A 26673-nucleotide genomic window follows, 5' to 3' on the forward strand; every position below is an offset into this window, starting at 1 on the left:
GACCTAGGCCGGCAGGTCGTCTCGCAGACCGACCGCGCCATGGAGGTAGACGTGGTGGAAGGCGCTCCGGGGTCGCTCGTCTTCGAGGTGCATCAGCACGCGCACGCACCGCTGGGTTCCCCCCACGATGTCGAGCTCGCGCGCGCAGATCAACGGCACGTCACCAAGGCCGATCTCGCGGGCTGCGGTGGCAGGAAAGAGCGAGTGCAGATCGTCGGTCGCGGTGAAGAGGATCGAGACGAGCTGCTCCTTGCCGATGCCGTTCGCCGCCAGCATGCGGCTCACGAGCTCCTGGACACGCTCGCGCATCGCCTCGGGCGTGTCCTCGTCAAGCGTCGTCGCTCCCCGCAACCCCCGTAGCGCCATGGGCCGACAGGCTAGCGGCCCCGATCGCACGACGCAGGCGTGCGAGCTCACGCGGCTCGAGTCGGCGCGCGACCCCCGGAGGGAGGTGAGGGTCGACGAGCGGACCGATCCGCACCCGCACCAACCGCTCAACGCTGAGTCCGACCGCGCCCACCATCCGACGGATCTGGCGGTTGCGGCCTTCGGTGAGGACGATGCGCACCAGCCTCGGACCGACCGTACCGACGGATGAGGCACGAAGGAGCTCACCGTCGACCTCGACCCCTTCGCGCAGTTCCCGCCCGAGGCGTCTCGGCACGGGCCGATCGACCCACACGAGGTATTCCTTGGGCACGTGAAACCGCGGATGGGTCAGCTGGTAGGTGAGCGGGCCGTCGTTCGTGAGGATCAACAGACCCTCGCTGTCGACGTCGAGACGCCCCACCGGATACACCCTCGACGTGGTCGCCACCAGCGAGCGTACGGTCGGGCGCCCCTCGGGATCGACCACCGACGACACCACGCCGCGCGGCTTGTTGAGGAGCCAGTACTCGCGCTGCTCCTCGGTCGCGATCTCGAGGCCATCGAACTCCACACGGTCGACGCCCGGACGCACCCGCGCACCGATCGTGGCAACCTCGCCGTTGATCCGCACCCGACCGTCGCGAATCGCGTCCTCGAGGACCCGACGCGAACCGCAGCCAGCTCGCGCGAGCAGGACGTGCACCTTGACCGACTCGGCGCTCACGACTGGCCGCGCACCTCGGTCTCGAGCTCGGCCACCTCGGCCGCGCTCGGCACGTAGCGACCGAGCGGCGGCAGCTCCTCGATGGAGCCGAGCCCCGCACGCACCAGGAACGCCGTCGTCGTTCGAAAGGCGACAGGGTCACTCGAGGGGACCTCTTCGATGAGGCCACGCTCGAGGAGCGTCCGCACGACTCCGTCCGAGACGACGCCGCGGACCTCGCTCACCTGCGCGCGCGTCACCGGCTGCAGATACGCGACGACGGCGAGCGCCTCGAGCGCAGCTCGCGAGAGGCGCCGGTCCGCGACCCCGAGCGCCCGACGAGCGAGCGCCGCGTACTCCGGCACTACCTCGAAGACCGCAAACCCATCCCGAACGCGCACGCGTACCCCCCGAGCGGGGGCGGCCTCGGCGGCCGCGATCTGCGCCTCGATCTCGGCGACGTCGCGCTCGAGGAGCTCGGCGAGTTCGCCGATCGCGACGGACCCGCAGGCGCCGACCACCGCCTCGATCGCTGCGCCGAGCTCGGCCGGATCGGCGGCGCCAGGCGCGCGCTCGTCAGTCATGCGACGCCACGCCGATCCCAACCAACGCCCGTGCCGCGTCGTCGTCGACGAGTCCCACCCACAGCTCGTCGCCGACGACCTCGAGGGTGAGTGCGCCGAGCGCGTAGCCCTCGAGCACGATCACGAAGCCCACGACGACCTCGAGTGCTCGCCACCCGCGTACGACGTCGCGGAAGGTCGTACGACGACGTGCGCGTACCGAAGCGAGTACCCGCTCGGCGACCACCTCGATCCGTACCATCTGACTCGGCAGCGTGACGGTGCCAACGGCCCGTCGCCCGCGACCTTCCAACCCGACGAGTGCTGCCCGGAGCGACGCTGGATCGATCGGTGCGAGCGGCGGCTCGGGCACCGGAACCGCTCGCGCGAGCACCGCGTCCTGATCGCCGAGTCGCTGCGCGAGCTGCCCTGCGGCCCGCGAGATCGCCCGCTGCAGCGCGAGCGCGACGAGCACCCGCTCACGACGTTCGTCAGCGAGCTCGAGCACCTCCTCGTCCGGCTCCGTGGTGAGCGCGCCCAACCATCTCGCGAGCAACCAACTCGCAGCCACCAACGCCCCACCGAGCACCTCGGGGTCGTCGATGCCGACGAGGGCGCTCTCGACGAGCGCGCCGAGCTCGAGCGAGCTCGGATCGAGCCGTTGGGCCCTGACGGCCTCGACCGCCTCAGCGAGGCTCGTTGGCCCCATCGAACCTCATCACCATCATGACGTGCGGACCGACGCCGGGAACCTCGAACGACGCCCCGACGCCCGTGAAACCAAGACGTTCGTAGAAGCCGAGCACCCACGCTCTCGCGTGCAGGAACATCCCGCGGGGGCCGCGCTCCTCGGCCGTCAACCGCTCCAGCGCCTCGGAGACGAGCATGCGACCGATCCCGCGACGCTGCGCCGACTCGACCACCGCCATGCCCCGCAGGCGCCAGGCCCGTCCCTCAGGATCGAGCGTCCCCGCGAGCACGTCTGCCGCAGCAGGGCCAGGGGCCTCGAGGACCACAGTCACGACGCCGATGGTCGAACCATCCGCACGCGAGGCCGCGAGGTGGAGGCTCCGAGGATCCTCGTCCCCCCGAAAGCGCGCAGCATCGGCGGGCTTGCCCGGCCGCAGCACGGCCGCGCGCACCTCGAGCACGTCGTCGATCCCGACACTGCGGATCGTGACGTCGCTCACCTCTGCCTCCTCGCCCTCTCCGCCGAGCTCACGGCACTCCGGTAGCGTACCGTCACCGACGTGGCGTCGCGCCTCGACGAGCAGCCTCGATCGAGCGGGCGACCAGCGTCACCGGATGCACGACGTCGACCTCTGGTCCGAGCAGCGCCCGCAGCTGCAGTGTGCAGCCCGGGTTCGGGCTTGCGACCACGCTGGCGGCCGTCTCGGTCACCGCGCGTGCCTTGCGCTCACCGACCTGCGTCGAGAGCTCGGGCTCGAGGAGGCTGTAGAGTCCGCCAGCCCCACAGCAGCGCGGCCCGCCGACGTCCACCAGCTCGAGACCGGGGATCTGGCGGAGCAGCGCCCGGGGGGCATCGACGATCCCCTGTGCGAAGGCGAGATGGCACGCGTCGTGCACCGCGACACGAGCCTCGATGGCTCCGCGGGGGGCTCGGGGTGCGTCCTCGGTGAGCAACTCCGTGATGTCGATGGTGGCGCGCGCGACCGCCGCGCCCTCCTCCCCCACGATCCACTCGTAGCGACGCAGGTGCGCCCCGCACCCAGCAGAGGTCACCACAAGCCGCACCGACTCGTCACGATCGGCGAGTGCTGCCATGATGCGCCGCGCATGACGGCGAGCAGCCGCCTCGTCGCCAGCGTGCTCAGACAGCGCACCACAGCACACGCTCTCGAGCACCTCGACCGAGTAGCCCTCGGCCTCGAGCACGCTCACCGCGTCGTCGTTCGTGGACCCGAGCGCAGCCGAGGCGACGCATCCAGCGAGCAGCAGGACGCGTCGACGAGGCGATCGGGCCGAGGACGTGATGCGAGGTTGCCCACCGTGGCGTCGATCGGCGACACGGCCCTCGTCGAGCGCGCGCGCAACGCGTCGTCCGAACCCACCCCCCCGCGCCAGTGCCGGACGAAGGGCGAACAACGGCCGACCGAGCGCGAGTGCGGCTGCGCTCGCACGAGCCGAGGGGAAGAGCCGGGCGAGCGACCGACGCCACGTTCGATCGGCGAGCGGCCGCCCCGGCTCGACGAGTCCACGCGCGAGATGGATGATCTCGTCGTAGCGCACGCCGGAAGGGCACGCAGGCACGCAGGCTTCACAGCCGATGCAGCGATCGATGTGCAGTCGAACCCTGTCGGCGACGACGGGGCCGCTCCTGGTGGCCTCCTCGGCGAGCAACCAGATACGACCACGGGGCGAATCCGCCTCTGCGCGTGTGACCGCATAGGTGGGGCACGCGGAGAGGCAGAACCCACAGTGGACGCACGTCGCGGCGAGCTCGGCGATCCGTGCGCGAGACGTCGTGTGGGTCGCCGTCATCGGAACCGCCTCTCAGGATCGAGTTCGTCGGCGAGTCGCGTCACGAGCGGATGTGCGAAGCGGTCGACGAGACCGAAACCCACCGCGTCGTCCACCCCCTCGGCTCGGCGCACCTCGCCGACGGCACCCTCGCGGCGCGCATCGTCGAGCAGTGCCGGGAGCGCTTCTGCCCCGCCCGGATCGGCGACGACGTCGACGAGACCGGCACCCGGATAGCTCGCAAACGAGATCCCAGGAGGAGCCGTCGTGCGCTCGAGCCACGCGAGCATCCGCGAGGCACGGCCGGCGAGCCGCAGCACCACGCCCTCACGAGGCACCCGGAACGCGGCCCGCGCCGTCCGCTCCGCGTCGAGACGCGCAGCATCGAGCTCCGTGGCGGCGATCCCGTGTGCACGAAGCACCCGCTCGAGCCGCTCGGACTGCGCCTCGACCCCGCGCTCGGTGCCCTCGAACACCACGAGCGCCTCGGTCGAGGCTGCGAGCCAGTCGATCGCGACCGGCTCAACCCGCTCCGCGAGCGACACCTCGAGGAGCGTGCGGAGCTCGGCAGGACCGGACGCCACCAGCACACCACGCTCGGCCTGGGGTCGAGGGTGGGCGCGCAACACCACCTCGCCGACGAGTGCGATCCGACCCCGTGCCCCGCACACGAGCTTGGCGAGGTCGTAGCCCGCGACGTTCTTGATCACGTGCCCGCCCGAATGCGCGACGGTACCGTCAGCCAGCAGCAACGTCGCGCCGATGACGAGGTCGCGCACCCCGCCATAGCGCCACACCATGGCGCCGTGAGCACTCGTCGCGACCATGGCGCCGACGGTACCGTCGGCCACGGGATCGAGCGCGATCCGCAGGCGCGCCTCGGCGAGGACGGCGTTGAGCTCGGAGAGGCGTACCCCGGCACCGACGGCGACGGTGAGGTCGTCCACACGGGCGTCGATCCAGTCGAGTCCGGTGGTCCGAAGCTCGAGGGAGCCCGCTACGACAGGCTCTTGGTTCGTTCCCTCACCGACGATGCGAACGGGCTGCTCGGGCTCGAGGCCGGCGAGCAGTCGGCTCGCCTCCTCGATCGAGGTGGGCGCCGCTACCATCGAGTCGCCACCCCGGCCTCCTCGAGCGGATGCGGCCGGTACCGACCCGCCTGCTCCCCGCACAGGCGAGGGGTCGGCAACAGCTTGCCCGGGTTGGCGAGGCCACGGGGATCGAGGGCAGTCCTCACGCGTGCGAAGACGGACAGGTCCGTCGCACTGAACATCTCGGGCATCTTGCAGACCTTGTCGACCCCGATGCCGTGCTCGCCGGTGAGCGAGCCGCCCTCGGCGAGACAGAGGCTGAGGATCGCGGCCGCGACCTCCTCGGCGCGCGCCTCCTCGCCGGGGACGGATGGGTCGTAGGTGACGAGAGGGTGCAGGTTGCCGTCGCCGGCGTGGAAGACGTTGAGGATCTCGAGCCCCGACTCCCGGGCGAGGTCGCCGATGGCCGCCAGCACCCGCGGGAGCGACGTGCGCGGGATGACGCCATCTTGGACGATGTAGGCGGGCGCGACGCGACCGGCCGCCGCAAACGCCGCCTTGCGCGCACGCCACATGCGCTCGCGCTCGGCCTCCGTCGTCGCGACCCACACCGAACGTGCCCCCGCGGCCGCGAGCGCCTCCCTGACCGCGACGAAGCCCTCGTCCACCTCCTCCGCGGGGCCATCGAGCTCGACGAGCAGGGCGGCTCCCCAGTCGAGCTCGAGTCCGGCGTGCGTCGCCGCCTCACAGGCCACGAGTGCCGGGCGATCCATCATCTCGATCGCGGCAGGCACGAGGCCAGCCCCCACGATCTCCGACACCGCATCCCCTGCTTGCACCGCGTCGTCGAAGTAGGCGACCAGCGTCCGACGAAGGGACGGTTGGTTGATGAGGCGACAGACGATGGTCGTGGCGATGCCGAGGGTGCCCTCGGATCCGATGATGAGACCGCGGACGTCCGGCCCTGGCGACTCGAGGGACTGCCCACCCACGAAGACCAGCTCACCCGTCGGGTCGATGAGCTCGAGACCGAGCACGTGGTTCGTGGTGAAGCCGTACTTGAAGCAGTGGGCACCGCCGGAGTTCTCGGCGATGTTGCCGCCGATGGTGCAGGCGATCTGCGAGGAGGGGTCAGGGGCGAACAGCAACCCCTCCCCAGCGACCGCTGCCGACAGGTCGAGGTTGACGACTCCTGGCTCGACCACGGCCACCCGCGAGATGGGATCGATCTCGAGCACACGGGTGAGCCGCGCGAGCACGACGAGGACGCCGTCCGTCTCCGGCAACGCGCCCCCCGAAAGGCCGGTACCGGCCCCTCTCGCTACGAAGGGAAGGCCGAGACGGATGATCTCGCGAACCCCGACGATGAGCTCGTCACGACTCGAGGGCACGAAGACGAGACCCGGAGTGGCGCGATGGCTGGTGAGGCCGTCACAGCTGTAGGCTTGCCGCTCGCGAGGATCGTCGATCACCGCATCCGGACCAGCGACGGATCGCGCGAACGCTGCAAAGCGCGCGAGCGCTGTCGACCCGCTCATGGCGGCAAGTGTAGCCCGGGTGGGTGATCCGCCCGAGGAGGAAGGAGCAACGATGACACAGAAGGTCGTCATCACGGGCGCAACGGCGGGGATCGGGCTCGCCACCGCCCGCACCCTGCACGCAGCCGGCTGGGAGATCATCGCCATCGGTCGACGCGACGATCGCCTGCGAGACCTCGCCGACGAGTTCGGCGGGGAGCGCATCCACACCGTCGCGATGGACGTCCGCGACGGTCAGGCGATCGGCCGTCTACGCGCCATCGTGGGTGTGCCCGACGCCATCGTCAACAACGCCGGCGGCGCACGAGGCCTCGAACGGGCCGACGCCGCGCAGCTCGACGACTGGCTGTGGATGATCGAGACGAACGTCATCGGGCTCGTACGGCTCACGCACCTCTTCCTCCCCGACATGGTGGCGCGCGGGAGCGGCACGATCGTGAACGTCGGCTCCGTGGCGGGCGAGTTTCCCTATCCGGGTGGGAACGTCTACGGCGCGACCAAGGCGTTCGTGCGCCAGTTCACCTTGAACCTCCGGGCCGACCTCGCCGGGACGGGCGTGCGCGTGACCGACGTCGAACCAGGGATGGTCGGTGGCACCGAGTTCTCGCTCACGCGCTTCGGCGGCGACGAGTCCCGTGCCGCGGAGGTCTACGAAGGCATGACACCCCTCGGTCCCGACGACGTCGCCGAGGTCATCGCGTTCGTGCTCTCGCGACCTGCGCACGTGAACATCAACACGGTCGCGTTCATGCCGACCGACCAGGGTTTCGGACCCTTCAAGGTGGCCCGCCACGACGACGTCTGAGCGTCCACCTACGCTCGAGGCCATGACCTCGACCCTCGGGCGTAGCGACCTCGCAGCCCCTTCACCGAGCCGAAGTAGCCGGCGTCGGGAGGGATGGCTCGCGACCAGTGGCGGGACGCTCCACCCAGAGGGTGTCGTGAGCGCCCACCCAGAGCCGACACGACTCGAGCGCCCCGCCCCTCACGAACGCACGGCCCGCGAGGACCTCGAGGCGATCAGCCTCGCTCCGGGCGCGACCCGCGCCGAGGGGGCGGGACGACGAGCCGTCCCAGAGGCTCCCGACCCGTTGCGAACCTGCTTCGAACGCGACCGCGACCGCATCGTGCACTCGAGCGCGTTCCGCCGCCTTGCCGGCAAGACACAGGTCTTCATCTTCCCCCGCGACCACCAGCGCACTCGCCTCACGCACGCGCTCGAGGTCGCCCAAGTCGCACGCGCGATCGCGCGTGGGCTCCGCCTGAACGAGACGCTCGTCGAGGCCATCGCGCTCGGCCACGACTGCGGTCACGGACCAGGAGGGCACCCGAGCGAGACGGCGCTCGACCCCTACCTCCCTGAAGGCTATGACCACGCCGTCCAGGGTGCCCGCATGGCGCTCGGCTCGCTCAACCTGTGCGTCGAGACGCTCGACGGCATCGAGAACCACTCGTGGTCACGGCCGCGACCCATGACCCCCGAGGGGGAGGTCGTCTCCCTCGCCGACCGGATCGCCTACCTCGCCCACGACCTCGAAGACGCCGTCCACGCAGGCATCGTGAAGGGAGACGAGCTGCCAGCGAGCGTACGAGAGCTGCTCGGCGCGCACCGAGGCGACCAGCTCGACGCCCTCATTCGCGACGTGATCGACCAGACGGTCACGAAGGGGGTGATCGGGTTCTCCCCCGCCGTGGCTGAAGCCATGGCCGACTTGCGACGCTTCAACTACGAGCGCATCTATGACCGACCTGCCTCACGCCGCCAGGCGGCCTTCGTCGTCGCCCTCCTGCGCTCGCTCATGGACTACCTGCTCGCGAACCCGACCGCAGTTCCCGAGGTCGCAGCCTCGCCGGAGCCGACGAGGGCTGCCGTCGCCTGGGTGGCAGGCATGACCGATCGATTCGCGCTCGACGTCGCCAAGACCTGGCTGGGCTGGCGCACCGAGCCACCCAGTGCACGAGGCGAGGGCCTCTAACGATATACTCGATATATCGTTAGAAAGGAGGATGGCATGTGTCACGGACACCATCACCATCCAGGTGAAGGAGCCTTCGGCGAAGGACCGCATCGTGGAGCTCGCGGACCCTTCGGCGGCGGACCCTTCGGAGGCGGGCCATTCGGCGGCGGGATGCGACGCGGAGGACGTGCACCGCGCGGACGCATTCGAGCTGAGATCCTGCGGCTCCTCCTCGATGGGCCCAAGCACGGCTACGAGCTGATGAACCTCATCGCCGAGCAGAGTGGAGGCGCATGGCAGCCGAGCCCCGGCTCCATCTACCCCACGCTCCAGCTCCTCGAGGATCAAGGACTCGTGGCGAGCGCCAGCGATGGCGATCGTCGCGTCTACCAGCTCACCGACGCAGGCCGTGAGGAAGCCGAACGACTCCAGCACGAGCCCGGGCCACACGCAGGTCCGGCTGGCGCCCGACTCGGTCCCGAGATCGCTCAGGTCATGGGCGCGCTGCGCACGATCGCGATGTCGGGGACGCCAGAGCAGCGTGACGCTGCCCAGAGCGCCATCGCGGAGTTTCGCCGAACGCTCTACCAGATCCTCGCGCAGTAGCGCGAGTGCTCGAGCGCGTTCGGGCCCGAGGGACGTGAGGCCCGGTCATGAGCCGGGCCTCACGCGCGACTCTGATCGCGCTCGGACTTAGACGCCGACGACCTGATAGCCGGCCTCGACGAGCTCGACGAGGACCTCGCCGGCCGGACGCAGACCGACTCCTTGTGCCTCCACCACGGCGTGATCCAGCCCGAGCTGATCGACGTTGGCAGGACAGGCCTGAACCTCGACCTCGCCTTCGCGAAGCTCGGCGAGCACCGCACTCACCTCGGTGTGCGTCCCGTCGGCGAGCGCGACACCCGGTCCGAAGAGGTACACCTTGACGTCCTCACCACGGCGCGTCTTGAGACGCTCCGCAAGTCGGAGTCCGCTCATCGCCTTCCCGACCTGATCGGGCCCTGCTGTGATCCAGAATGCAATCTTCGCCATGGCATCAGGCTACCCCGAGCACCCCCTTTTCGTGCACATCATTACAGTTGCACGTGCACCGAAATTTGCCGACCACGTCGCTCTGGGAGCAGTGCTCACTCGCTCCGAGCGCGTGCCCGAGATGACCGGGCGCGAGAGGCGCCTCTGCTCGGTCGACGACACGAAACCGTTGCGCGAGCACACCGTGGGTCGCTAGGCTCCTGCCAACCGACCGGTCGGTCGGGACGGACGCTGTGGTTGCCAAGGGGGGACATGCACACCGTACGCGATCCGCTCATGCGCGCCGAGCTCATCGCTCGTGACGGCACCGCCGTCGTGTGTGGCGCCACGACGCTCACCTACCGCGACCTCGCCGACCGCGTTCGACGCCTCGCCAACGGCCTCGCGGGCCTTGGCCTTGCGTCCGGCGATCGCGTGGCGATCATCGCCGACAACTGCCACCGCTACGTGGAGGCCTACCTCGCGGTACCGGGTGCGGGTTTCGTGCTCGTGCCACTCAACACGCGATCGAGCCCAGCCGAGATCAGCTTCGCCCTCGAGGACGCCGGCGTGCGCATCCTGCTCACCGATCGCGATCCGGCCGCCTACGACCACAGCGTCGAACGAGTCGTCCGCATGCCCGACGACTACGAGGACCTCCTCGAGCGCACCCCTCCTGGTCCGCTTCCGAACGCCCCCACCGAGAACGACGTCGCCGGGCTCTTCTACACCGGCGGCACCACCGGCCGGTCGAAGGGCGTCATGCTTACGCACCGCAATCTCATCGCGAACGCCGTCACTGCGCTCGAGTGGACGAGGATGCGCGCCGACGACCGTTGGCTCGTCATGGCACCGATGTTCCACGCCGCGGGCACCTGCTGCGTGCTGACGTGCTGCTGGGTCGGCGCTTCGCAGGCCATGCTCCCGAGCTTTGACGCCGCCAGCGCCCTCGATCTCATCGAACAGACTCGAGCCACCGGCACCCTGGCCGTGCCGACCATGCTGAACGCGATGAACGATCTCCAGGCCACCGAGCCCCGTGACGTCTCGAGCCTCCGCCTCCTCAGCCACGGCGCGTCGCCGGCTCCCCTCGAGATCCTGAAGCGAGCCCACGTGCTGTTCCCGCAGGCAGAACTGCTCCATCTCTATGGCACCACCGAGACCGCGCCGATCGCGACGACCTTCGCCCACGAGGAGCTCCATCTCGACGATCGCCTCGCAGGTTCGGCGGGCCAGCCTGCCTTCGGTGTCACCGTCGTCGCGCTCGACCCCGACGGTCGCCCCGTGCCGCCGGGCGAGATCGGGGAGATCGCCGTCCGAGGCAACAACGTGATGGCTGGCTACTGGCAACTCCCCGACCAATCAGCCGAGGCGCTCCGAGGCGGCTGGTACCACACCGGCGATCTCGGCTTCCTCACCGACGACGGCTACCTCTTCTTGGTCGATCGGCTCAAGGACATGGTCGTCACCGGTGGCGAGAACGTCTACACCGTCGAGGTCGAAGATGCGCTCTATCGACATCCAGCCGTCGCCGAGGCTGCCGTCTTCGGCATCCCCGACGAACGCTGGGGCGAAGCGGTCTACGCCGTCGTCGTGCCCCGCTCGCCTGTGACCGAGGACGAACTGCGCTCGTACCTGCGCACCCTCATCGCGTCCTACAAGGTCCCGAAGCGCATCCAGTTCCAGAGCGACCCACTCCCGAAGTCAGGCGCCGGCAAGATCTTGAAGCGCACCCTCCGCGAGCCCTTCTGGGCAGGACGCTCGACGCGGATCGGCTCCTAGCCTACGACCCGTTGTCATCAGTCACCTCGGCGCCGCACGCCAGCGCTCCACCGAGCCAGAAGGGAGGGGTGCGTGATCATCAGCACCATGAACGACCTGCCGGGCTACGACGTCACCGCCGTCCTGGGCGAGGTCTTCGGACTCACGGTACGCTCGCGCAATGCAGTCTCCCAGTGGGGGGCAGGACTCAAGTCACTCGTCGGCGGTGAGCTGAAGGGCATGACCAAGAATCTCGCGCGAAGTCGCGAGGAGGCCACCCGGCGCTTGGTAGAAGAGGCGGAGGCGAAGGGGGCCAACGCCATCCTCGCTTTCCGCTTCGACACCAGCGAGCTCGGCGACATCTGGACCGAGATCTGCGCCTACGGCACCGCCGTCACGGTCGTCGCGAAGAGCTGAACCCTCGTCCCCGACGCCGTCGGGCGACCCACCGCGGGCATTGGGGCCGGCCGTGGCCCCAACGCCGGACGGACCCGCAAACCTAACGTGCGTTGAGCGAGCGCGCGCGTCGGCCACTCAGTGGCCCCCCGAGCAGCGCGGAGAACGCGCAGATGTTGATGAGGCCGGCCAGGATCGGCACGAGACCGACGATCGCCACCACGGTTCGCGCGGTGCCATGGGCGAGGGTAAGCGCGAGGGCGATGATGACGAGCCCGGCGACGACCCGACCCGCACGCCCCGCTGGGCGCGCCATCTGGCATGCCATCTGGGTTCCAACCTTGGTTGCCATGACTCCTCCTTGGGTTCGCCTGGCCATCAACCAGGCTCACCCATCCTTCGGAGCCGTCCACGTCCGCGGATGGATCCCGACGCCACACCATCGCCCTAGCGTCGGCGAACATGCCAGCGCGCGAGGCGAGCGTCCTCCTCGCACGGCACGACGTCAGGGGCGCCGGAGCAGGGCTGCGACCCCCTGGCCAACCCCCACGCACATCGTGACGAGGGCGTAGCGACCGTCGCGAGCACGGAGCTCGTGTGCCGCCGTCAGGGCCAGACGAGCACCGCTCGCGCCCAGAGGATGGCCGAGGGCAATGGCTCCACCGTTCGGATTGACGAGATCGTCGTCGGGATCGGTCGGCAAGCCAAGTTCACCGAGGCAAGCCAGCGACTGCGCCGCGAACGCCTCGTTCAACTCCACCACGTCGAGGTCGGCGACACCGAGGCCGAAGCGCTCGAGCAAGCGCCTCGACGCAGGGACCGGGCCGATGCCCATGATCCTCGGCGGCACGCCGGCCGTCTGGCCGCCGACGATCTCGCACCACGGCTCGAGTCCGTAACGCGCGAGGGCGGCGTCGCTCGCCACGACCACGGCACTCGCGCCGTCGTTGACGCCACTCGCGTTGCCGGCGGTCACCGTGCCACCGACACGAAATGCCGGCCGCAGTCGTGCGAGCGCCTCGAGCGATGTCTCACGCGGATGCTCGTCGAGCTCGACGACCTCCTCGGATCGACCGCGCACCACCCGTACCGGCACGATCTCGGCCGCAAAGCGACCAGAACGCTGCGCCGCGAGCGCGCGCGTGTGCGACCGCAGCGCGAAGCGGTCTTGGTCCTCGCGGGTGACCTTGAACTCCTCGGCAACGTTCTCCGCCGTCTCACCCATGGAGTCGACACCGAAGCGCTCGGCGAGGCGCGGGTTGACGAAGCGCCACCCGATGGTGGTGTCGTAGACCGTGGCAGAGCGGGCAAAGGCCGCCTCGGCCTTGGGCATCACGAACGGTGCCCGACTCATCGACTCGACACCGCCAGCGACCACCACGTCGGCCTCTCCGACCGCGATCCGTCGCGCCGCATCCACGATCGCCTCGAGGCCCGAGGCGCAGAGGCGATTGACGGTGACGGCCGGCACGCCCTCGCCGAAACCCGCGAGCAGCGTCGACATGCGCGCGACGTTGCGGTTGTCCTCACCTGCTTGGTTCGCACACCCCGCCACGACCTCGTCGATCGCCTCGACCGGAATGCCGACGCGCTCGACGGCCCCCGCGAGAACAGTCGCGAGAAGGTCGTCCGGTCGGACGGACGCCAACTGACCGCCGTAACGACCAAAGGGGGTACGGACCCCACCGACCAACCAGGCACTCATTGGACACCTCCACGTCGCTCGAGGAGCGGCCGACCCAGCGAACGCGATCGACCCCGAAACACCGCCACGACCGAGCCATCACGCGTCACGGTGACGTCGTAGACACCGCTACGCCCTCGACGCACGACCTCTCGAGCCTCGGCAACGAGACGATCACCGACGTAGGCAGGTTCCACGAAACTGATGTCCGCGCCTTGCGCGACGGTGACGTCGTCGTAGGTGTTGCACGCGAACGCGAACGCCGTGTCGGCGAGCAGGAACACCACGCCGCCGTGGGCGATCCCGTGACCATTCGTCATGGCCTCGTCGATCTCGAGCACGAGCCGCGCGTACCCCGGAGCCACCGCTTCGAGCGCCATCCCGGCCGAGCGCGAGGCGGTGTCGTGCTCCCACAGATAGGCCGCACAGGCCTCGGCGAGCTCGACTGGACTCACGACCTCTCCTCCCTGCCATCGGACCCGCTCGCGAGATGCGCCGTCCCTTGGTGCGAGCGCAGACCGGCGAGGACGAAGTCCGCCACCCAGTTGCCGTACTCGGCGCGTCCGAGACGACCATCGGCTTCCTTGAACCACGTGGGGTACCAGTTCACGATGCCGAACACGCTCATCGCCGCGACGGGAAGCTCGAGGGGGTCCATCTCGGGTGCCAGCTCGGCGACGAGCCGTTCCATGACTCGCACGACGCGCCGCTCGGCGTCGCGCACCGCTCGACGCTCTGCGTCGTCGAGACGCTCGAGATCGTTGAGCTGCACCCGGTGGACGTCCGCCTCGACCTGGTAGCGCTCGACGAGCCGACAGATGAGCGCACGGAGGCGGGCCTCGGCCGTACCTTCCTTCGCGCCGATCGCCTCGACCTCCTCGGCGAGATCGAGTGCGTAGTCCAGCAGGATCGCCGCGAGGATCGACTCCTTCGTGGAGAAGTAATGGTAGAGCGCCGGCTTGGACAGCCCGACCGCCTTCGCGAGCATCGCCATGGAGGTGCCACGAAAACCCTCGCGCGCAAAGAGGATGCTCGCCGCACGCACGATCTCACTGCGGCGATGCTCGTCACTCGGCACCGTCATCGACCGATGAACCTCGGATCGCGTCGCTCCTGGAACGCGCGCATCCCCTCATGGAAGTCATCGGTGCCGGCGAGCTGGCCTTGCAGGTGCGCCTCGGCAGCCAAGCCTCGGCGGCGACCTTCGCCGCCGAGCTCCTCGAACAGCGCCCGGGATGCCAGCAGTGCCTGCGTCGGGCCGCTGGCAACCCGTGCTGCGAGGTCGGCGACGGCGCGCTCGAAGGTTTCGTCGTCGACCACGAGCGACACGAGCGGCGCAACCCTCGGATCGTCAGCCGGGAGGAGTTCGCCGGTCGCGATCAACCACATCGCCCGCCAACGTCCGAGCACGCGCCAGAGCGCCTCGTGCGCGCCAGAGTCGGGCGCGGCCCCGAGACGAGCGAAGGGCGACCCGAGGCGACAGGAGCGAGCCGCTACGACCAGGTCACAGGCGAGCGCGATCCCAAGACCCGTACCGAGCGCAGCCCCATGAATCGCCGCGATGGTCGGTGCCGAGAGTGAGCGCAGCTGTTCGAAGAGCGGATGGTACGTCCCTGCCAGCACACCCTCGGCATCGTCATGGTCCGGGTCGATCTCGGTGAGATCACGACCGGCCGAGAACGTGCGGCCGACCCCTCCGATCACGACGGCTCTGGCCCCCTCCGTCCGTCGGAGCGCCTCGCCGAGCGCCTCCACGAGAGGTCCCGTGGTCGCGTTGCGCTGGCCCGGGCGGTTCAGCCACACCCACGCAACGCCGTCACGGCGTTCGTCGACGACGAGCTCCTCGCGCCCCTCGGCCACAGCCGGCCATCGCTCGACCACGACGCTCACCTCCCCCCCGGATCACCCGCGCCAGGGCCCGTCGATCCCCGTCGCTGTCGTTGCTCGAGGAACGCCCCCATGCGCGCACGCTTCTCATCGCTCTCGAAGAGCACCGCCTGTGCGAGGATGTCCACCGTTCGCGTCGAGGGCCGCTCGACGCTGGCGAGGACCAGCTTCGTGAACTCGAGTGCGCGCAGCGACTGGGACGCCATCGACCTCGCCAGAGCGACGGCGCTCCCCACCGGATCGTCGTCGACGACGTCGACAAGGCCCCACTCGTAGGCCTCGGCCGCCTCGACACGAACGCCCGCCAGGAGCATCCGGCGCGCGCGACCGAGCCCGACGAGATCGACCAGACGTCGGTGCGCGCCCGCACCGGCGACAATACCGAGTCCAACCTCGGGCTGACGAAACCAGCTTCGCGTGGAAGCGACGCGAAGGTCACAGGCCATCGCCAGCTCCAGGCCGCCGCCGACCGCAGGGCCGTCGATGGCGGCGACCGTGGGCCAACGCCACCTGGCGATCCGATCGAACAGATCGACGTTGATGGCCCGAAGGGCATCCTCCTCGCCGCGAGCGAGGAGTTCTGCGATGTCGGCCCCCGCCACGAACCGACCGGGCACGGCGCTCGTCACCACGAGCAGGTGCGGGGCATCACGCAGATCATCGAGCGCACGATGGACCTCGTTGACCAGCTCGAGCGAGAGGGCGTTCGCCGCCTCTGGTCGATCGATCGCCAGCGTGGCCACGAGACCGTCGACCGCGACGTGCAGGTGCGGGTAGTCCCCTACCACTCGAAGAACCCGCGACCACTCTTACGCCCGAGCTCCCCGCGCGCCACCTTGTCGATGAGGATCTGCGGCGGCTCGAAGCGCGAACCGAGGTGGACCGCAAGGTAGCGCGCGATCTGCAGCCGCACGTCGAGGCCGACGAGGTCGCTGAGCCGGAGCGGACCGACGGGATGGCGGTAGCCGAGCTGCATGCCTCGATCGATGTCCTCGGCGCTCGCGACCTCCTCCTCGAGCATCCGAGCAGCCTCGAGGCCGAGCAAGACCCCGAGCCGTGAGGTCGCAAAACCCGGCCGATCGCGGACCACGATGGGCTCCTTCCCGAAGCCCCTTGCGGCCGCGACGAGGGCGTCCGTCGTTGCCTCCGAAGTCGCGCCACCGACGACGACTTCGATGAGTTGGCTCGGCAAGACGGGGTTGAAGAAGTGGAGCCCCCCGAACCGACTCGGATCCTGGACGCTGGAAGCGAGATCGGCGACCTGGATCGAGGACGTGTTCGTCGCGAAGATCGCATCGCGACGCGCGATCTTCGATGCACTGTGGAGGACCTCGCGCTTGAGCTCGACGACCTCCGGGACCGACTCGATCACGAGATCGGCAGCCACGACCGCATCGAGACCCGAACGAGCCGCAACCGCACCGAACGCGCTCCGCTCGGCGCCATGAGCGACCGCCTGGTCGAGGAGCCTCTCGACACGCTCGACCGTCTGGCGAGCAGCTGCGTCAGAGACCTCGACGACCGTGACGTCTCGGCCCGCCACGACCGCCTGGGCGGCGATGCCCGACCCCATGGTGCCGCCCCCGATCACGACGATCGTGCGAATGGCTGGCGGTTGCCCTAGAACACCGGGATGATCTCGTCCCACTCGACGTCCGACACCTCTTCCCCCGTGATGCCCACCTCCGGGATCGCCGGGAACGGAATCCCGTAGCGATCGAGAACGCCCTTGACGTTGAGCATCGCCTGCCGCCAGTTCTCGCGCTTCTCATCGTAGCTCGCGATGCCGAGTCCACCGGAGCGAGCAACCTCCTCAATCACCCGTTGGTTGTCGATGAAGTCGGAGGGAAGATCCCAGAAGTCGTGCGGCGGTTCGAACAAAACCCCCGAGAGGAACACGTAACCGGCACGGATCTGCTTCGTCACGATGGCGCGATCTTCGGGCGCGATCTTCGGGTAGTCGCGCTCCATGAGCGCGAGGCAGATCGCCATGTGACGACCCTCGTCACGACCGATGGCGCGGAACGCCTCACGGAACACTGGGATACGCGTGTGCGTGTACATGTGGTGGAACAGCGTCGAGGAGGCCACCTCCCCCATCAGGAACGAACTGAAGAGCACCGCCATCGAGTAGCGCGGTACCGCCTTTTGGTACCCACTCCAGTAGCGCGCTCCGTTGTGATAGAGCCATGCCACGTTGCGCTTGGCCAGGCGCCCGATCTCGGTCTTCGGCTCGTAGTCGAGTGGACCACCTGGGGTGAGCCGACTGATGGCCTCACCGCAGACAATTTCATGGTTCTGCTCGTCACGGGTGATCGAGAAGAACGCACGCCGCACCGGATCTTCCTCGTGGATCTCGTAGGCGTGAATGAGCGCCGTCGCGAACACGGGTGGTGCGGAGGCGTCGAAGACCGACAGGAGCGAGAACCAGTACGCGATCGCCTCGCGCTCCTCGTCGCTCATGCGCTCGGGCTGGAGCGTGTCCCAGGGCAGACGCGCAGGATCCCAGTACTCTCGCTGCGACGACGCCCAGATCTCCTCGAGTTTGGCCGTGTGACGTTCCCACGACAAGGGGAAGATGTTGGGCTGCTCGATCTCGGGCGGCATCGACTGCCGTTCGTCGGTCATGGTTCCCTCCTTGCCACCGCTGGCACCGCCATGCTAGCAGATCTTCGACCGACCGGTCGGTCGGTCGTCGGCCTAGACTCACCCTTGGTGTCGCAAAGGAGGGAAGGTGGCCACCATCCGCCTCTACCCGTCGGGTCGTGAAGTGCCGTGCCCAGAGGGCTCGACAGTGCTCGCGGCCCTCGAGGCTGAGGGCTGGGCCCTCCCGAACAACTGCCGCGCCGGCACCTGCGGTGAGTGCAAGGTCAAGGTGCGCCAGGGCGAGTTCGACCAAGGTTTCGTCCTCGACATGGCGCTCTCCCCGGCCGAGCGAGCCGAGGGCTACGGCGCCATGTGCATGGCCAAGCCGCTGTCCGACGTGCTCGAGATCGAGTGGGGCACGATCGATGCACGTCCGCTCCTCTTCCCACCCCGGCGCGACGTTCCCTTCACGCTCGTCGACGCGATCGAGCGCACCCCCGCCATCACCGAACTCGTGCTGCGACCCGACGAGGAGCCGCTGCGTTACTGGCCGGGCCAGTACGTGCACCTCGGCAACCCCCCGGACGCGCCGCGGCGGGCCTACTCGATCGCCAACGCCCCGCGCGCGGACGGTGAGCTGCACTTCTTCGTCACGCGCGAACGCTTCGGCCGCACCAGCGCGTGGCTGCTCGACCGTCGGCCCGGCGACGAGCTCCGCCTCGATGGACCCTACGGCGCCTTCATCGGCGACCCGTCGATCGCCACGCCCGTGGTCTGCCTGGCGGCCGGCTCGGGACTCGCACCGATCCTCGCGCTCACCGACGCCGCGCTCCGTCGTGGGTTCGCCCATCCGGTCACGCTCGTGCTCTCCGCACGCACCGAGGCCGACGTGTACCCGCGTGGCCTGCTCGCACACCTCGAGCGGCGCTATGGGAACTTCCACTTCGTGCGCACCTTGACACGCGACGAGGGCCCACCACCTCGCGGCCGCATCCCTGCCATCTTGGCCGATCTCGTCGGCACGCTCGCCGGGGTCGCGGTCTTCATCGCCGGTCCGGAGGCCTTCGTCGAGGACACGCGCCGGGCATGTCTCGCGCTCGGCGCCGATCCGTCGTCGCTGTATCGAGAGCCCTACGTCCCCCAGGACGACCTCGGTTCCTTGTCGGTCCTTGGGCCGTGGTGAGCACGTTTGGTAGGCTCCGGCCATGACTGTCTCCCAGGCACGCATCGAGGCCATCGGTCGTGAGCTCGCCTCCGTCGAGGGTGCGAGCGGTGTGTTCGGCATGCACGGTCTCGCTGGCCGGATCATGGCCCAAGCCCTCGACGATCCTGGCTTTCGCGCCAACCTCTTCCAACTCGTCGACGTGTTTCCTGCCCTCGCCGACGCCGACGACGTCGCAGACCACGTCCGCGATTACCTCGCAGAGCGTGCACCGATGTGGATGCGCACCGGACAGCGCCTCGCCGAACGCGTCCCTTCGGGCCGCTGGCTGCTCGAGCGCATCACCCGCGAGAACATCCTCCAGATGGCGAGGCAGTTCATCGTGGCTGAAGCGCCCGACGGCGTCGTCGGCGGCGTGGGCGCGCTCGCCGCCCTCGGCTACTCCTCGACCGTGGATCTCCTCGGCGAGAAGGTGATCACCGCCGAGGAGTCGGCGCGCTACCTCGACACCATCGGCGAGATCCACGACCACCTCGTGCGCGCACGCCCCGTCCTCGAAGCCCGCGGACCGCTCATCGGGCCGACGGTCTCCATCTCGGTGAAGCCAAGTGCCCTCAGCCCTCGCTGGTCGCCGCTCGCCCACGATCTCGTCGTCGATGAGGTCGTGAGCCGCCTCGAACCGCTCCTCAAGCGCGCCCAGACCGAGGGTTCGCTGGTCTTTCTCGACATGGAGCACTACGACACCTACGAGACGACGCTCGCGGTCTTCCGGCGCATCATCGCCGACCCAGGGCTCGCCGAGCTGCAGATCGGGATCGTCCTCCAGGCCTATCTCCGCCGACACCTCGGCGAGCTCGAGCGACTGCTCGCCGAGATCCCGAGCGCCACGCACCTGCGCGTCTGGATCCGCCTCGTCAAGGGCGCCTACTGGGACACCGAGGTCTCCCAAGCCGTCACGGAGAGCGTCGAGCCGCCGGTCTTCGTCGACAAGGCCGACACCGATCGCAGCTACGAGCGCTCGGTGGCGATGTTGCTCGACGCCGCCGATCGCGTCCACCCTGCGTTCGCCTCGCACAACCTCCGCAGCCTCGCCGTCGTGCTCGCCGAGGCAGAGGCGCGCCGTCTCGACCCGGACCGCTTCGAGATCCAGATGCTCTACGGCATGGCCGAACCGCTCGCCACCGCGGTACGCCGCTACGGCGCAGCCGTGCGCATCTACGCTCCGGTCGGCTCGCTCCTGCCCGGGATGAGCTATCTCGTGCGTCGCCTCCTCGAGAACACCTCCAACTCCTCGTTCGTTCGCCATCGCTTCGGCGATCGAGAAGGCCTGGACGAGCTGCTCGCTCCGCCGCGCTCCCGTCCGGCCACCGTCGTGCCCCCGAGCGTGCCGCCTGGCTATCGTCACACCCCACAGACGCAGTTCCGTCACGGCGACGTCCGCGCCGCCCAACGAGCCACGCTCGAAGCGCTCGCCGCACAGATCGCGGCCTCGCCACGATCGGTCCCGGCTCGCCTCGGCGCAGAGCGGCTCCTCGGCACGCGCCTCGCGGGGAGTCGCAACCCCGCCCATCGGGACGTGGTCGTGGCGCAGTGGGCCGACCACGACCCCACCATCGTCGAGGCTGCGGTCGCAACCGCAGAGCGCGCGGCCCGGGCCCTCGGCGACCTCGGCCTCGCTGGGCGCGCCGCCATCTGCGAACGCGCCGCCGCCTACCTCGCCGACCATCGACGCGAGATCGTCGCCACCGAAGTCCTCGAAGCGGCCAAGCCGTGGGTCGAGGCCGACAACGACGTGGGCGAGGCGATCGACTTCTTGCACTACTACGCCCAGATGGCACGGCGCCTCGAGCGGGCCGACCGCCTCGACTCCCCGCCGGGCGAACGCAACCGCCTGCACTATCGTCCGCGCGGCGTCACCGCCGTCATCCCGCCGTGGAACTTTCCGCTCGCGATCCCGATGGGCATGACGGCCGCCGCCCTCGTGACGGGCAACCCGACGATCCTGAAGCCCGCCGAACAGACGCCTCTCACCGCCAGCTTCATCGCCGATGCCTTCGAGGCTGCAGGGCTGCCGCCCGGAGCGTTGGTCTTCCTCCCTGGCCGCGGCGAGACCATCGGCCAAGCCCTCGTCGAGCACCCCCAGGTGGCGACCATCGCCTTCACCGGCTCCAAGGCCGTCGGTCTCGACATCGTGGCGCGCGCCGCAACGCTGCGCCCCGGTCAGCGCGCGCTGAAGCGGGTCATCGCCGAGCTCGGCGGCAAGAACGCCATCATCGTCGATGCCGATGCGGATCTCGACCAAGCGGTTCCGGGCGTGCTCCAGAGCGCGTTCGGCTTCGCCGGCCAGAAGTGCTCGGCCGCCTCGCGGGTCGTGGTGCACCGACGCATCCGTGACGCATTCGTCCAGCGACTGATCGAGGCCGCCGCGGAGCTCCCCATCGGCGACCCGCGCTCCTCCGCGACCGTGGTGCCTCCCGTGATCGACGATGAGGCCCAAGCGCGCATCCGCGGCGTCATCGCCGACGCCGCGGATGCGGCGACGCTCGCGTGGCAGGCACCGTCGACCCCGAGCGAGGGCAGCTACGTGCCACCGACCATCTTCGTCGATCCCGACCACCGCGCGCCGCTCTGGAGGGACGAGATCTTCGGTCCCGTCCTCGTCGTCGACACCGCCGACGACCTCGCCGACGCCATCGACCGCGCGAACGATACCGACTACGCCCTCACGCAGGGTGTCTACTCCCGCTCGCCGAGCTCCATCCGGCGCGTCGTCGACCACGCTCGCGCCGGCAACGTCTACGTCAACCGCCCGATCACCGGCGCCATCCCGGGCCGCCATCCCTTCGGCGGCTTCGGACACTCGGGGGTCGGTTTCAAGGCCGGTGGTCCGAGCTATCTGCTCCAGTTCCTCGATCAGCAGGTGGTGTCGGAGAACCTGATCCGCCAGGGCTTCAGCCCCGACATCGCCTGAGGGACGACCCAGCGCACCAATCGTCGCGGTCGATCCCGGGGGCGGCCGGCACGGGAAGCTTCCAGCGGCACGAGTGGTTGCATTGTGCAACTAGCCTGTGAGCACGCCCCGCTGCGTACGACGAGAGGAATGACCGTGGCCACGAAGACCCGTCAGTGGAGCGAGCTCCTCCACAACCGAGACGTGGCCATCATCTTCATCGCACGGCTCGCGATGAGCACGTCGCGCGCGATCGCCGGCATCGCCGTGCCGCTCTATCTCGTCGCACTCGGCTTCAGCGGCCTCAAACTCGGTGTTCTCTACCTCGCGGTCGCGCTGTTTGCGGCCATCCTCTCGCAAGTCATCGGCCTGTCCACCAATCGCGTCGGCGCCAAGGTCTGGATGATCGTCGTTCCCGCCATCACCGTGCTGGCCGCCGTGGCCTACGCCGAGAGCCACACGACCTGGATCTTGTTCGCCTTCGCCGCCGCAGGATCGTTCGGCCGGGGGGCGGGTGCCGGGGCCGGCATGGTCGGGCCCTACCAGCCGGCCGAATCCAAGCTCCTCATTCGCGCGGTGACGCCGACCGAGCGCAACCGCGCCTTCTCCTTCGTCTCCATCGCCTCCACCGCGGGCGCCCTCGTCGGCACCGCGCTGGCGGCGCTCCTCGGCCACGCGCACGTCGTCGACAGCGCCGCCACCGCTCTGTTTCGACCATCGATGCTGGTCGCAGCGGCCTTCGCCGCCATCGCGGCGATCGTCGCGCTCTGGATCCATGAACCCGCCACACCGGTCGCGACCGACCAGCCACGGCCCAAGCTCTTCACCTTCCCGCGTCGTTCCGCGTGGCTCCTCTGGCGGCTCTGGGCAACCAACACACTGAACGGCCTCGCCGTCGGGATGTTCGGAACCTTCGTGACCTACTGGCTCCATCGTCGCTACGGAGCGAGCCAAGTGACGATCGGCGAGCTCTACCTCGTCATCAACATCATCACGCTGGCCTCCGGACTCGTCGCCCCCAGGATCGCTGCCCGGTTCGGCACGGTACGCGCGACCGCGATCTTGCGTGTCGCCCAGGGACTCCTCCTCGTGCCGATGGCGCTCGCACCCACCCTGGTGATCGCGGGAGCCATCTACCTCGTCCGCATGTTCGCCCAGCGCATCGCCCTTCCGCTACGCCAGTCCTACGCGCTCGCCATGGCCGACCCCGAGGAGCAGAGCCAGGTCGCCGCGCTCTCGAATCTGCCGAGCCAGCTCGCGATGGCCGCCGCCCCGACACTGACGGGATACCTCTTCGACGAGGTCAGCCTGTCGCTGCCGTTCGTCATCGGCGGCCTCATCCAGACCCTGAGCGCACTCGTGTTCTGGGCGTTCTTCCGCAACCTCCATCCACCCGAAGAGCGCCATGCGGCGCGCACGAGCTCGCTCCCAGGGATGCACGATGGTCCTCCCATGACCTCCACAGCTCCGTGACGTAGCGTTGGTCGCACCCACTCCCCCACCCACCAACCAAGGCCCGCCTCTGGCGGGCCTTGGTTGTCTGTGCCGCGCATTGTCGACGGCGCTCGTTGCGTGAGGCCAGCGTGACCACCGATCGTGACTTGGGCCCGCGAGCCGTCACCATCGATGGTGGACCAGCGCCAAGCGGGTGGTGGGAGGTCACCAACTGTTCACCATCGGAGCACCGAACGTTCTCCAGCGTGCGACTGTCGCGTCACCTTGGCTTCGTAGCGTCCTCGACGTCGGATGACAACCCAGTCGAAAGGGACACGATGACACGAAGCAAGCTCACGACGCCCCGGCTCTTCGCCGGCGTCGCTGCGGCCAGCGCCCTGCTCGCCGCCTGCGGAAGCGCGACGACCGCGTCGACCACCTCCGCCCAGACCTCATCGCCCGCCTGCTGGGCAACCGCGACCACGATTCAAGCGTGCGGCGGCATGAACGCCCTCATCAAGGCCGCCCGCGCCGAAGGGCACCTGAACGCGATCGCCCTGCCGTCGAACTGGGCCAACTACGGCTCGATCATCGCCGCCTTCGAGAAGCGCTACGGCATCACCGTGAACGTCGCCAATCCCGAAGGATCGAGCGGCGAGGAGCTCGCGGCGCTGAAGACGGAGAAGGGGACCGCGAAGGAGCCCGACGTCGTCGATGTCGGATTGTCGTTCGCCCTCCAGGGCCAACAGGAGCATCTCTTCGCACCCTTCAAGGTGCCCACCTGGTCCGAGATCCCGGCCAATCAGAAGGCAGCGAACGGCGACTGGTTCGAGGACTACGGCGGCCTGATCGCGGTTGGCTACAACGCAGGTGCCGTCCCTCGCCCGACCTCGCTCGCCTCGCTCACGCAGCCTGCCTACAAGGGCAGCGTCTGCCTCGACGGCAACCCTGAGAGCGCAGGCGCCGCCTTCTCGGGCGTCTTCGCTGCGGCCCTCGCGAACGGGGGCTCCTATGCCAACATCGCACCGGGCATCGCGTACTTCCAGCGTCTGCACCAAGCCGGCACCTTCGTGCCCACCGGCGCCACCGCCGCCAGCATCGAGGCCGGCCAGTGCCGCGTGACCCTCGACTGGACCTACCTCCAGGCGCAGTACGCCAGCCAGCTGGCCGGCAAGGTCACCTGGAAGTCGTTCATCCCCTCGAACGCCCACGTCGCTGCCTACTACGTGCAGGCGATCTCGGCCAACGCGCCCGATCCAGCGGCAGCGCGCCTGTGGGAGACCTACCTCTACTCTCCCGCTGGCCAGAACGGCTGGCTCGAGGGCTATGCCTACCCGGTCGAGCTCAAGGCCATGATCGCCAACGGCACGGTCAACCGCGCAGCGCTCGCCAAGCTGCCGCCGCTCCCCTCGAATCTTGCGTTCCCAACGGCGAGCGAACTCGCCTCGGCCGCAAAGACGGTGGTCGCCGAGTGGCCAACGGTCTAGCGGTCGCCTCCACCACCACCCGAGCAGCGTCCCCCACCGCTGCTCGGGTGGCCCGCCTGACACCGCTCGTCGGCCTCGTGCCGATGATCGCCTACCTGGCCATCTTCCTCGTCGTGCCCGCTGCCGGCGTGCTCGAAGGCGCCTTCACGGGCGCGCACGGCGTGAGCCTGGCGGCGCTCAAGGGGGCTACCAGCGGCGCCTTTCTCCACGCGCTCGTCGTGAGCGTCGAACTCTCCGCCACCGCGTCCGTGGTGGCCGCGGTCCTCGGCACCGCAGCCGCGGCGGCCATCGTCTCGCTCGGCTCCGAGCGCCTCAACCGCATCACCGCCTCCGTCGCTGCGGTCCTCGCCAACACCGGCGGGGTCCCGCTCGCGTTCGCGTTCGTGGCGACCCTCGGGAACTTCGGGGTCGTCACGCTGGCGCTCGCCCACCTCGGCTTCGACCCGTACGCGCATGGCTTCACGCTCTACTCGGTGACGGGGCTCGTGATCGTCTATCAGTACTTCCTCCTCCCCCTCATGGTGCTGATCATGGTCCCCGCCATTCGAGGGTTGCGGCGTGAGTGGTCGGAGGCCACCTGGACCCTCGGCGGACGTCCGTCCCACTTCTGGCGCCACGTCGCGGCCCCGCTGCTGGCCCCGACCGTCCTCGCCGGCCTCCTCGTCCTCTTTGCCGACGCGTTCGCGGCCTACGCCACCGCCGCCGCCCTCGCAGGCGGCGTCATCCCGCTCATCCCGCTCGAGATCGGCAACCTCATCGACGGGAACGTCGTCGCGAACCAGGCCAACGTCGGTGACGCCCTCGGCCTCGAGATGATCGTGCTCGTCGCGCTGGTCTCGGTGGTCTACGCGCTCGCCCAACGTCGCCAAACCAGGTGGGCCCGGTGAGCCGCGCACGCCTGCTCGCGCTTGCCGTGGTCGTGCTGGTCGCGGCCTACGTCCTCGTGCCACTCGTCGCATCAGGGCGCTTCAGCCTGGACGGACCCCACGGAACCCTGACCATGTCCGCGTACGCAGCCATCGTCCGCACCGGCGCATTCTGGAGCTCGCTCTGGCTCTCCGTACGCGTGGGCGTCGCGACGGCGATCCTCGAGCTGATCCTCGTCACCTGGACCTCGCTCTGGGTGCGCCTCCGCGCCCCGCGCCTCGCCCCGCTCGTCGACACGCTCGTGCTGATCCCGATCATGGTGCCGGTCGTGGTCATCGTGCTCGGTGTCACCTCGTCGCTGCGGTTCCTGCCGTCGCTCATCACCGGGACCCCGGCGATCCTCGTCGCCGAGTACGTGGTCCTCGCGATGCCCTACAGCTACCGCATCGTCGATGCGGGCGTCGCCGCCCTCGACCTGCGCACCCTCACCGAGGCGGCTGGCTCCCTCGGAGCGCGCTGGAGCGCGACGATGCGGCTCGTCCTCGTCCCCAGCCTTCGAGGGCCCCTGCTCGCCGCCGCCGCCATGGCCTTTGCTCTCTCGCTCGGGGAGTACGTCATGGCGAGTCTGCTCTCGTTCACGACCTTCCCCGTGTGGCTCCAGACCATCGGAGCCACCCAAGCAACCGAGGCGGTCGCGGTGTCGACGCTCGCGCTGGTCGGCACCGTCGTCCTGCTCGCGGTCGTCGTCGTCGCCGCTGGCCGCGAGCGAACCCGAGTCGCGGATCGACAAGCCTGAGGAGCG

Annotated in this window: 28 protein-coding genes; 11 read left to right on the forward strand and 17 right to left on the reverse strand. The window is 69.3% G+C overall.

Annotated features, from left to right (window positions below):
- Positions 1 to 3: 3 nt before the first annotated feature.
- Genes aroH through AFER_RS07015 form a run of 8 tightly spaced genes read right to left on the reverse strand, consistent with a single transcriptional unit; the run spans position 4 to position 6685 of the window.
- Positions 4 to 366 (reverse strand): chorismate mutase, encoded by a 363-nt coding sequence (gene aroH, locus AFER_RS06980; RefSeq protein ID WP_015798765.1) that lies wholly within the window; start codon positions 364 to 366, stop codon positions 4 to 6.
- Positions 329 to 1093: a pseudouridine synthase gene (locus AFER_RS06985; protein WP_015798766.1), complete on the reverse strand. Its 765-nt coding sequence runs from the start codon at positions 1091 to 1093 to the stop codon at positions 329 to 331. Before AFER_RS06985 ends, aroH begins: the two co-directional genes overlap by 38 nt.
- Positions 1090 to 1656, reverse strand: a complete 567-nt coding sequence (gene scpB, locus AFER_RS06990; protein ID WP_015798767.1) for an SMC-Scp complex subunit ScpB — start codon at positions 1654 to 1656, stop codon at positions 1090 to 1092. The genes AFER_RS06985 and scpB overlap by 4 nt, the downstream gene beginning before the upstream one ends.
- Complete coding sequence (locus tag AFER_RS06995; protein ID WP_015798768.1) at positions 1649 to 2344, reverse strand: hypothetical protein; 696 nt, start codon at positions 2342 to 2344, stop codon at positions 1649 to 1651. The genes scpB and AFER_RS06995 overlap by 8 nt, the downstream gene beginning before the upstream one ends.
- Positions 2322 to 2825, reverse strand: a complete 504-nt coding sequence (locus tag AFER_RS07000) for a GNAT family N-acetyltransferase (protein WP_015798769.1) — start codon at positions 2823 to 2825, stop codon at positions 2322 to 2324. Before AFER_RS07000 ends, AFER_RS06995 begins: the two co-directional genes overlap by 23 nt.
- A gap of 52 nt (positions 2826 to 2877) precedes the next feature.
- Entirely contained in the window at positions 2878 to 4137 is a 1260-nt protein-coding gene (locus tag AFER_RS07005) for a (Fe-S)-binding protein (protein WP_015798770.1), read from the reverse strand.
- Positions 4134 to 5225, reverse strand: a complete 1092-nt coding sequence (locus AFER_RS11105) for an FAD-binding oxidoreductase (RefSeq protein WP_015798771.1) — start codon at positions 5223 to 5225, stop codon at positions 4134 to 4136. Before AFER_RS11105 ends, AFER_RS07005 begins: the two co-directional genes overlap by 4 nt.
- Entirely contained in the window at positions 5219 to 6685 is a 1467-nt protein-coding gene (locus AFER_RS07015; RefSeq protein WP_015798772.1) for an FAD-linked oxidase C-terminal domain-containing protein, read from the reverse strand. The genes AFER_RS11105 and AFER_RS07015 overlap by 7 nt, the downstream gene beginning before the upstream one ends.
- 52 nt (positions 6686 to 6737) lie before the next feature.
- Between AFER_RS07015 and AFER_RS07020 the strand changes: the two genes are divergently transcribed.
- The 3 genes from AFER_RS07020 to AFER_RS07030 all read left to right on the forward strand — a co-directional run bounded on the left by AFER_RS07020 (position 6738) and on the right by AFER_RS07030 (position 9249).
- Entirely contained in the window at positions 6738 to 7490 is a 753-nt protein-coding gene (locus tag AFER_RS07020) for an SDR family NAD(P)-dependent oxidoreductase (RefSeq protein WP_015798773.1), read from the forward strand.
- Between the two features lie 22 nt (positions 7491 to 7512).
- A complete protein-coding gene (locus AFER_RS07025) occupies positions 7513 to 8661 on the forward strand; it encodes an HD domain-containing protein (RefSeq protein WP_083769332.1) in 1149 nt (382 codons plus the stop codon).
- Between the two features lie 153 nt (positions 8662 to 8814).
- Positions 8815 to 9249, forward strand: a complete 435-nt coding sequence (locus AFER_RS07030) for a PadR family transcriptional regulator (RefSeq protein ID WP_218914776.1) — start codon at positions 8815 to 8817, stop codon at positions 9247 to 9249.
- Between the two features lie 87 nt (positions 9250 to 9336).
- On the opposite strand, the gene AFER_RS07035 is transcribed toward AFER_RS07030, so the two are convergent.
- Positions 9337 to 9678 carry a DsrE family protein gene (locus AFER_RS07035; protein ID WP_015798776.1) on the reverse strand — a complete coding sequence of 114 codons (342 nt, stop codon included), beginning with the start codon at positions 9676 to 9678 and terminating at the stop codon, positions 9337 to 9339.
- Positions 9679 to 9930: 252 nt separating this feature from the next.
- On the opposite strand from AFER_RS07035, the gene AFER_RS07040 reads away from it, so the two are divergent.
- Complete coding sequence (locus tag AFER_RS07040; protein ID WP_015798777.1) at positions 9931 to 11439, forward strand: long-chain-fatty-acid--CoA ligase; 1509 nt, start codon at positions 9931 to 9933, stop codon at positions 11437 to 11439.
- Between the two features lie 72 nt (positions 11440 to 11511).
- Positions 11512 to 11835 carry a YbjQ family protein gene (locus AFER_RS07045; protein ID WP_015798778.1) on the forward strand — a complete coding sequence of 108 codons (324 nt, stop codon included), beginning with the start codon at positions 11512 to 11514 and terminating at the stop codon, positions 11833 to 11835.
- Between the two features lie 82 nt (positions 11836 to 11917).
- Here the strand turns inward: AFER_RS07045 and AFER_RS07050 are convergent, their stop codons facing one another.
- The 8 genes from AFER_RS07050 to AFER_RS07085 form a co-directional block, all read right to left on the reverse strand.
- On the reverse strand, positions 11918 to 12166 hold the full coding sequence (locus AFER_RS07050) for a YgaP family membrane protein (RefSeq protein WP_015798779.1): 249 nt from the start codon (positions 12164 to 12166) through the stop codon (positions 11918 to 11920).
- A 153-nt stretch (positions 12167 to 12319) separates the two neighbouring features.
- Positions 12320 to 13519: an acetyl-CoA C-acyltransferase gene (locus tag AFER_RS07055; protein WP_015798780.1), complete on the reverse strand. Its 1200-nt coding sequence runs from the start codon at positions 13517 to 13519 to the stop codon at positions 12320 to 12322.
- A complete protein-coding gene (gene paaI / locus AFER_RS07060) occupies positions 13516 to 13953 on the reverse strand; it encodes a hydroxyphenylacetyl-CoA thioesterase PaaI (protein WP_015798781.1) in 438 nt (145 codons plus the stop codon). Before paaI ends, AFER_RS07055 begins: the two co-directional genes overlap by 4 nt.
- Positions 13950 to 14582, reverse strand: coding sequence for a TetR/AcrR family transcriptional regulator (locus AFER_RS07065; protein WP_015798782.1), 633 nt, complete (start codon positions 14580 to 14582; stop codon positions 13950 to 13952). The genes paaI and AFER_RS07065 overlap by 4 nt, the downstream gene beginning before the upstream one ends.
- A complete protein-coding gene (locus AFER_RS07070) occupies positions 14579 to 15379 on the reverse strand; it encodes an enoyl-CoA hydratase/isomerase family protein (protein WP_015798783.1) in 801 nt (266 codons plus the stop codon). Before AFER_RS07070 ends, AFER_RS07065 begins: the two co-directional genes overlap by 4 nt.
- A 5-nt stretch (positions 15380 to 15384) precedes the next feature.
- Positions 15385 to 16173, reverse strand: coding sequence for an enoyl-CoA hydratase/isomerase family protein (locus AFER_RS07075; protein ID WP_015798784.1), 789 nt, complete (start codon positions 16171 to 16173; stop codon positions 15385 to 15387).
- Positions 16167 to 17033, reverse strand: a complete 867-nt coding sequence (locus tag AFER_RS07080; RefSeq protein ID WP_015798785.1) for a 3-hydroxyacyl-CoA dehydrogenase family protein — start codon at positions 17031 to 17033, stop codon at positions 16167 to 16169. Before AFER_RS07080 ends, AFER_RS07075 begins: the two co-directional genes overlap by 7 nt.
- Positions 17006 to 18013, reverse strand: coding sequence for a diiron oxygenase (locus tag AFER_RS07085; RefSeq protein ID WP_015798786.1), 1008 nt, complete (start codon positions 18011 to 18013; stop codon positions 17006 to 17008). The genes AFER_RS07080 and AFER_RS07085 overlap by 28 nt, the downstream gene beginning before the upstream one ends.
- 106 nt (positions 18014 to 18119) lie before the next feature.
- Here AFER_RS07085 and AFER_RS07090 point away from each other — a divergent pair, with 106 nt between their 5' ends.
- The 6 genes from AFER_RS07090 (at position 18120) to AFER_RS07115 (ending at position 26667) form a co-directional block, all read left to right on the forward strand.
- The gene (locus AFER_RS07090) at positions 18120 to 19154 is read left to right on the forward strand and encodes a 2Fe-2S iron-sulfur cluster-binding protein (RefSeq protein WP_015798787.1); all 1035 of its coding nucleotides are present in this window, start codon (positions 18120 to 18122) and stop codon (positions 19152 to 19154) included.
- Between the two features lie 22 nt (positions 19155 to 19176).
- Positions 19177 to 22104, forward strand: a complete 2928-nt coding sequence (locus AFER_RS07095) for a proline dehydrogenase family protein (protein ID WP_015798788.1) — start codon at positions 19177 to 19179, stop codon at positions 22102 to 22104.
- Positions 22105 to 22239: 135 nt separating this feature from the next.
- The gene (locus tag AFER_RS07100; protein ID WP_015798789.1) at positions 22240 to 23556 is read left to right on the forward strand and encodes an MFS transporter; all 1317 of its coding nucleotides are present in this window, start codon (positions 22240 to 22242) and stop codon (positions 23554 to 23556) included.
- Between the two features lie 299 nt (positions 23557 to 23855).
- Positions 23856 to 25004 carry an ABC transporter substrate-binding protein gene (locus AFER_RS07105; RefSeq protein WP_015798790.1) on the forward strand — a complete coding sequence of 383 codons (1149 nt, stop codon included), beginning with the start codon at positions 23856 to 23858 and terminating at the stop codon, positions 25002 to 25004.
- 47 nt (positions 25005 to 25051) lie between these two features.
- The gene (locus tag AFER_RS07110) at positions 25052 to 25891 is read left to right on the forward strand and encodes an ABC transporter permease (RefSeq protein WP_143711975.1); all 840 of its coding nucleotides are present in this window, start codon (positions 25052 to 25054) and stop codon (positions 25889 to 25891) included.
- Positions 25888 to 26667 carry an ABC transporter permease gene (locus tag AFER_RS07115; RefSeq protein WP_015798792.1) on the forward strand — a complete coding sequence of 260 codons (780 nt, stop codon included), beginning with the start codon at positions 25888 to 25890 and terminating at the stop codon, positions 26665 to 26667. Before AFER_RS07110 ends, AFER_RS07115 begins: the two co-directional genes overlap by 4 nt.
- Positions 26668 to 26673 lie beyond the last annotated feature (6 nt).

It is taken from the genome of Acidimicrobium ferrooxidans DSM 10331 (assembly GCF_000023265.1).
Lineage (GTDB): Bacteria > Actinomycetota > Acidimicrobiia > Acidimicrobiales > Acidimicrobiaceae > Acidimicrobium > Acidimicrobium ferrooxidans.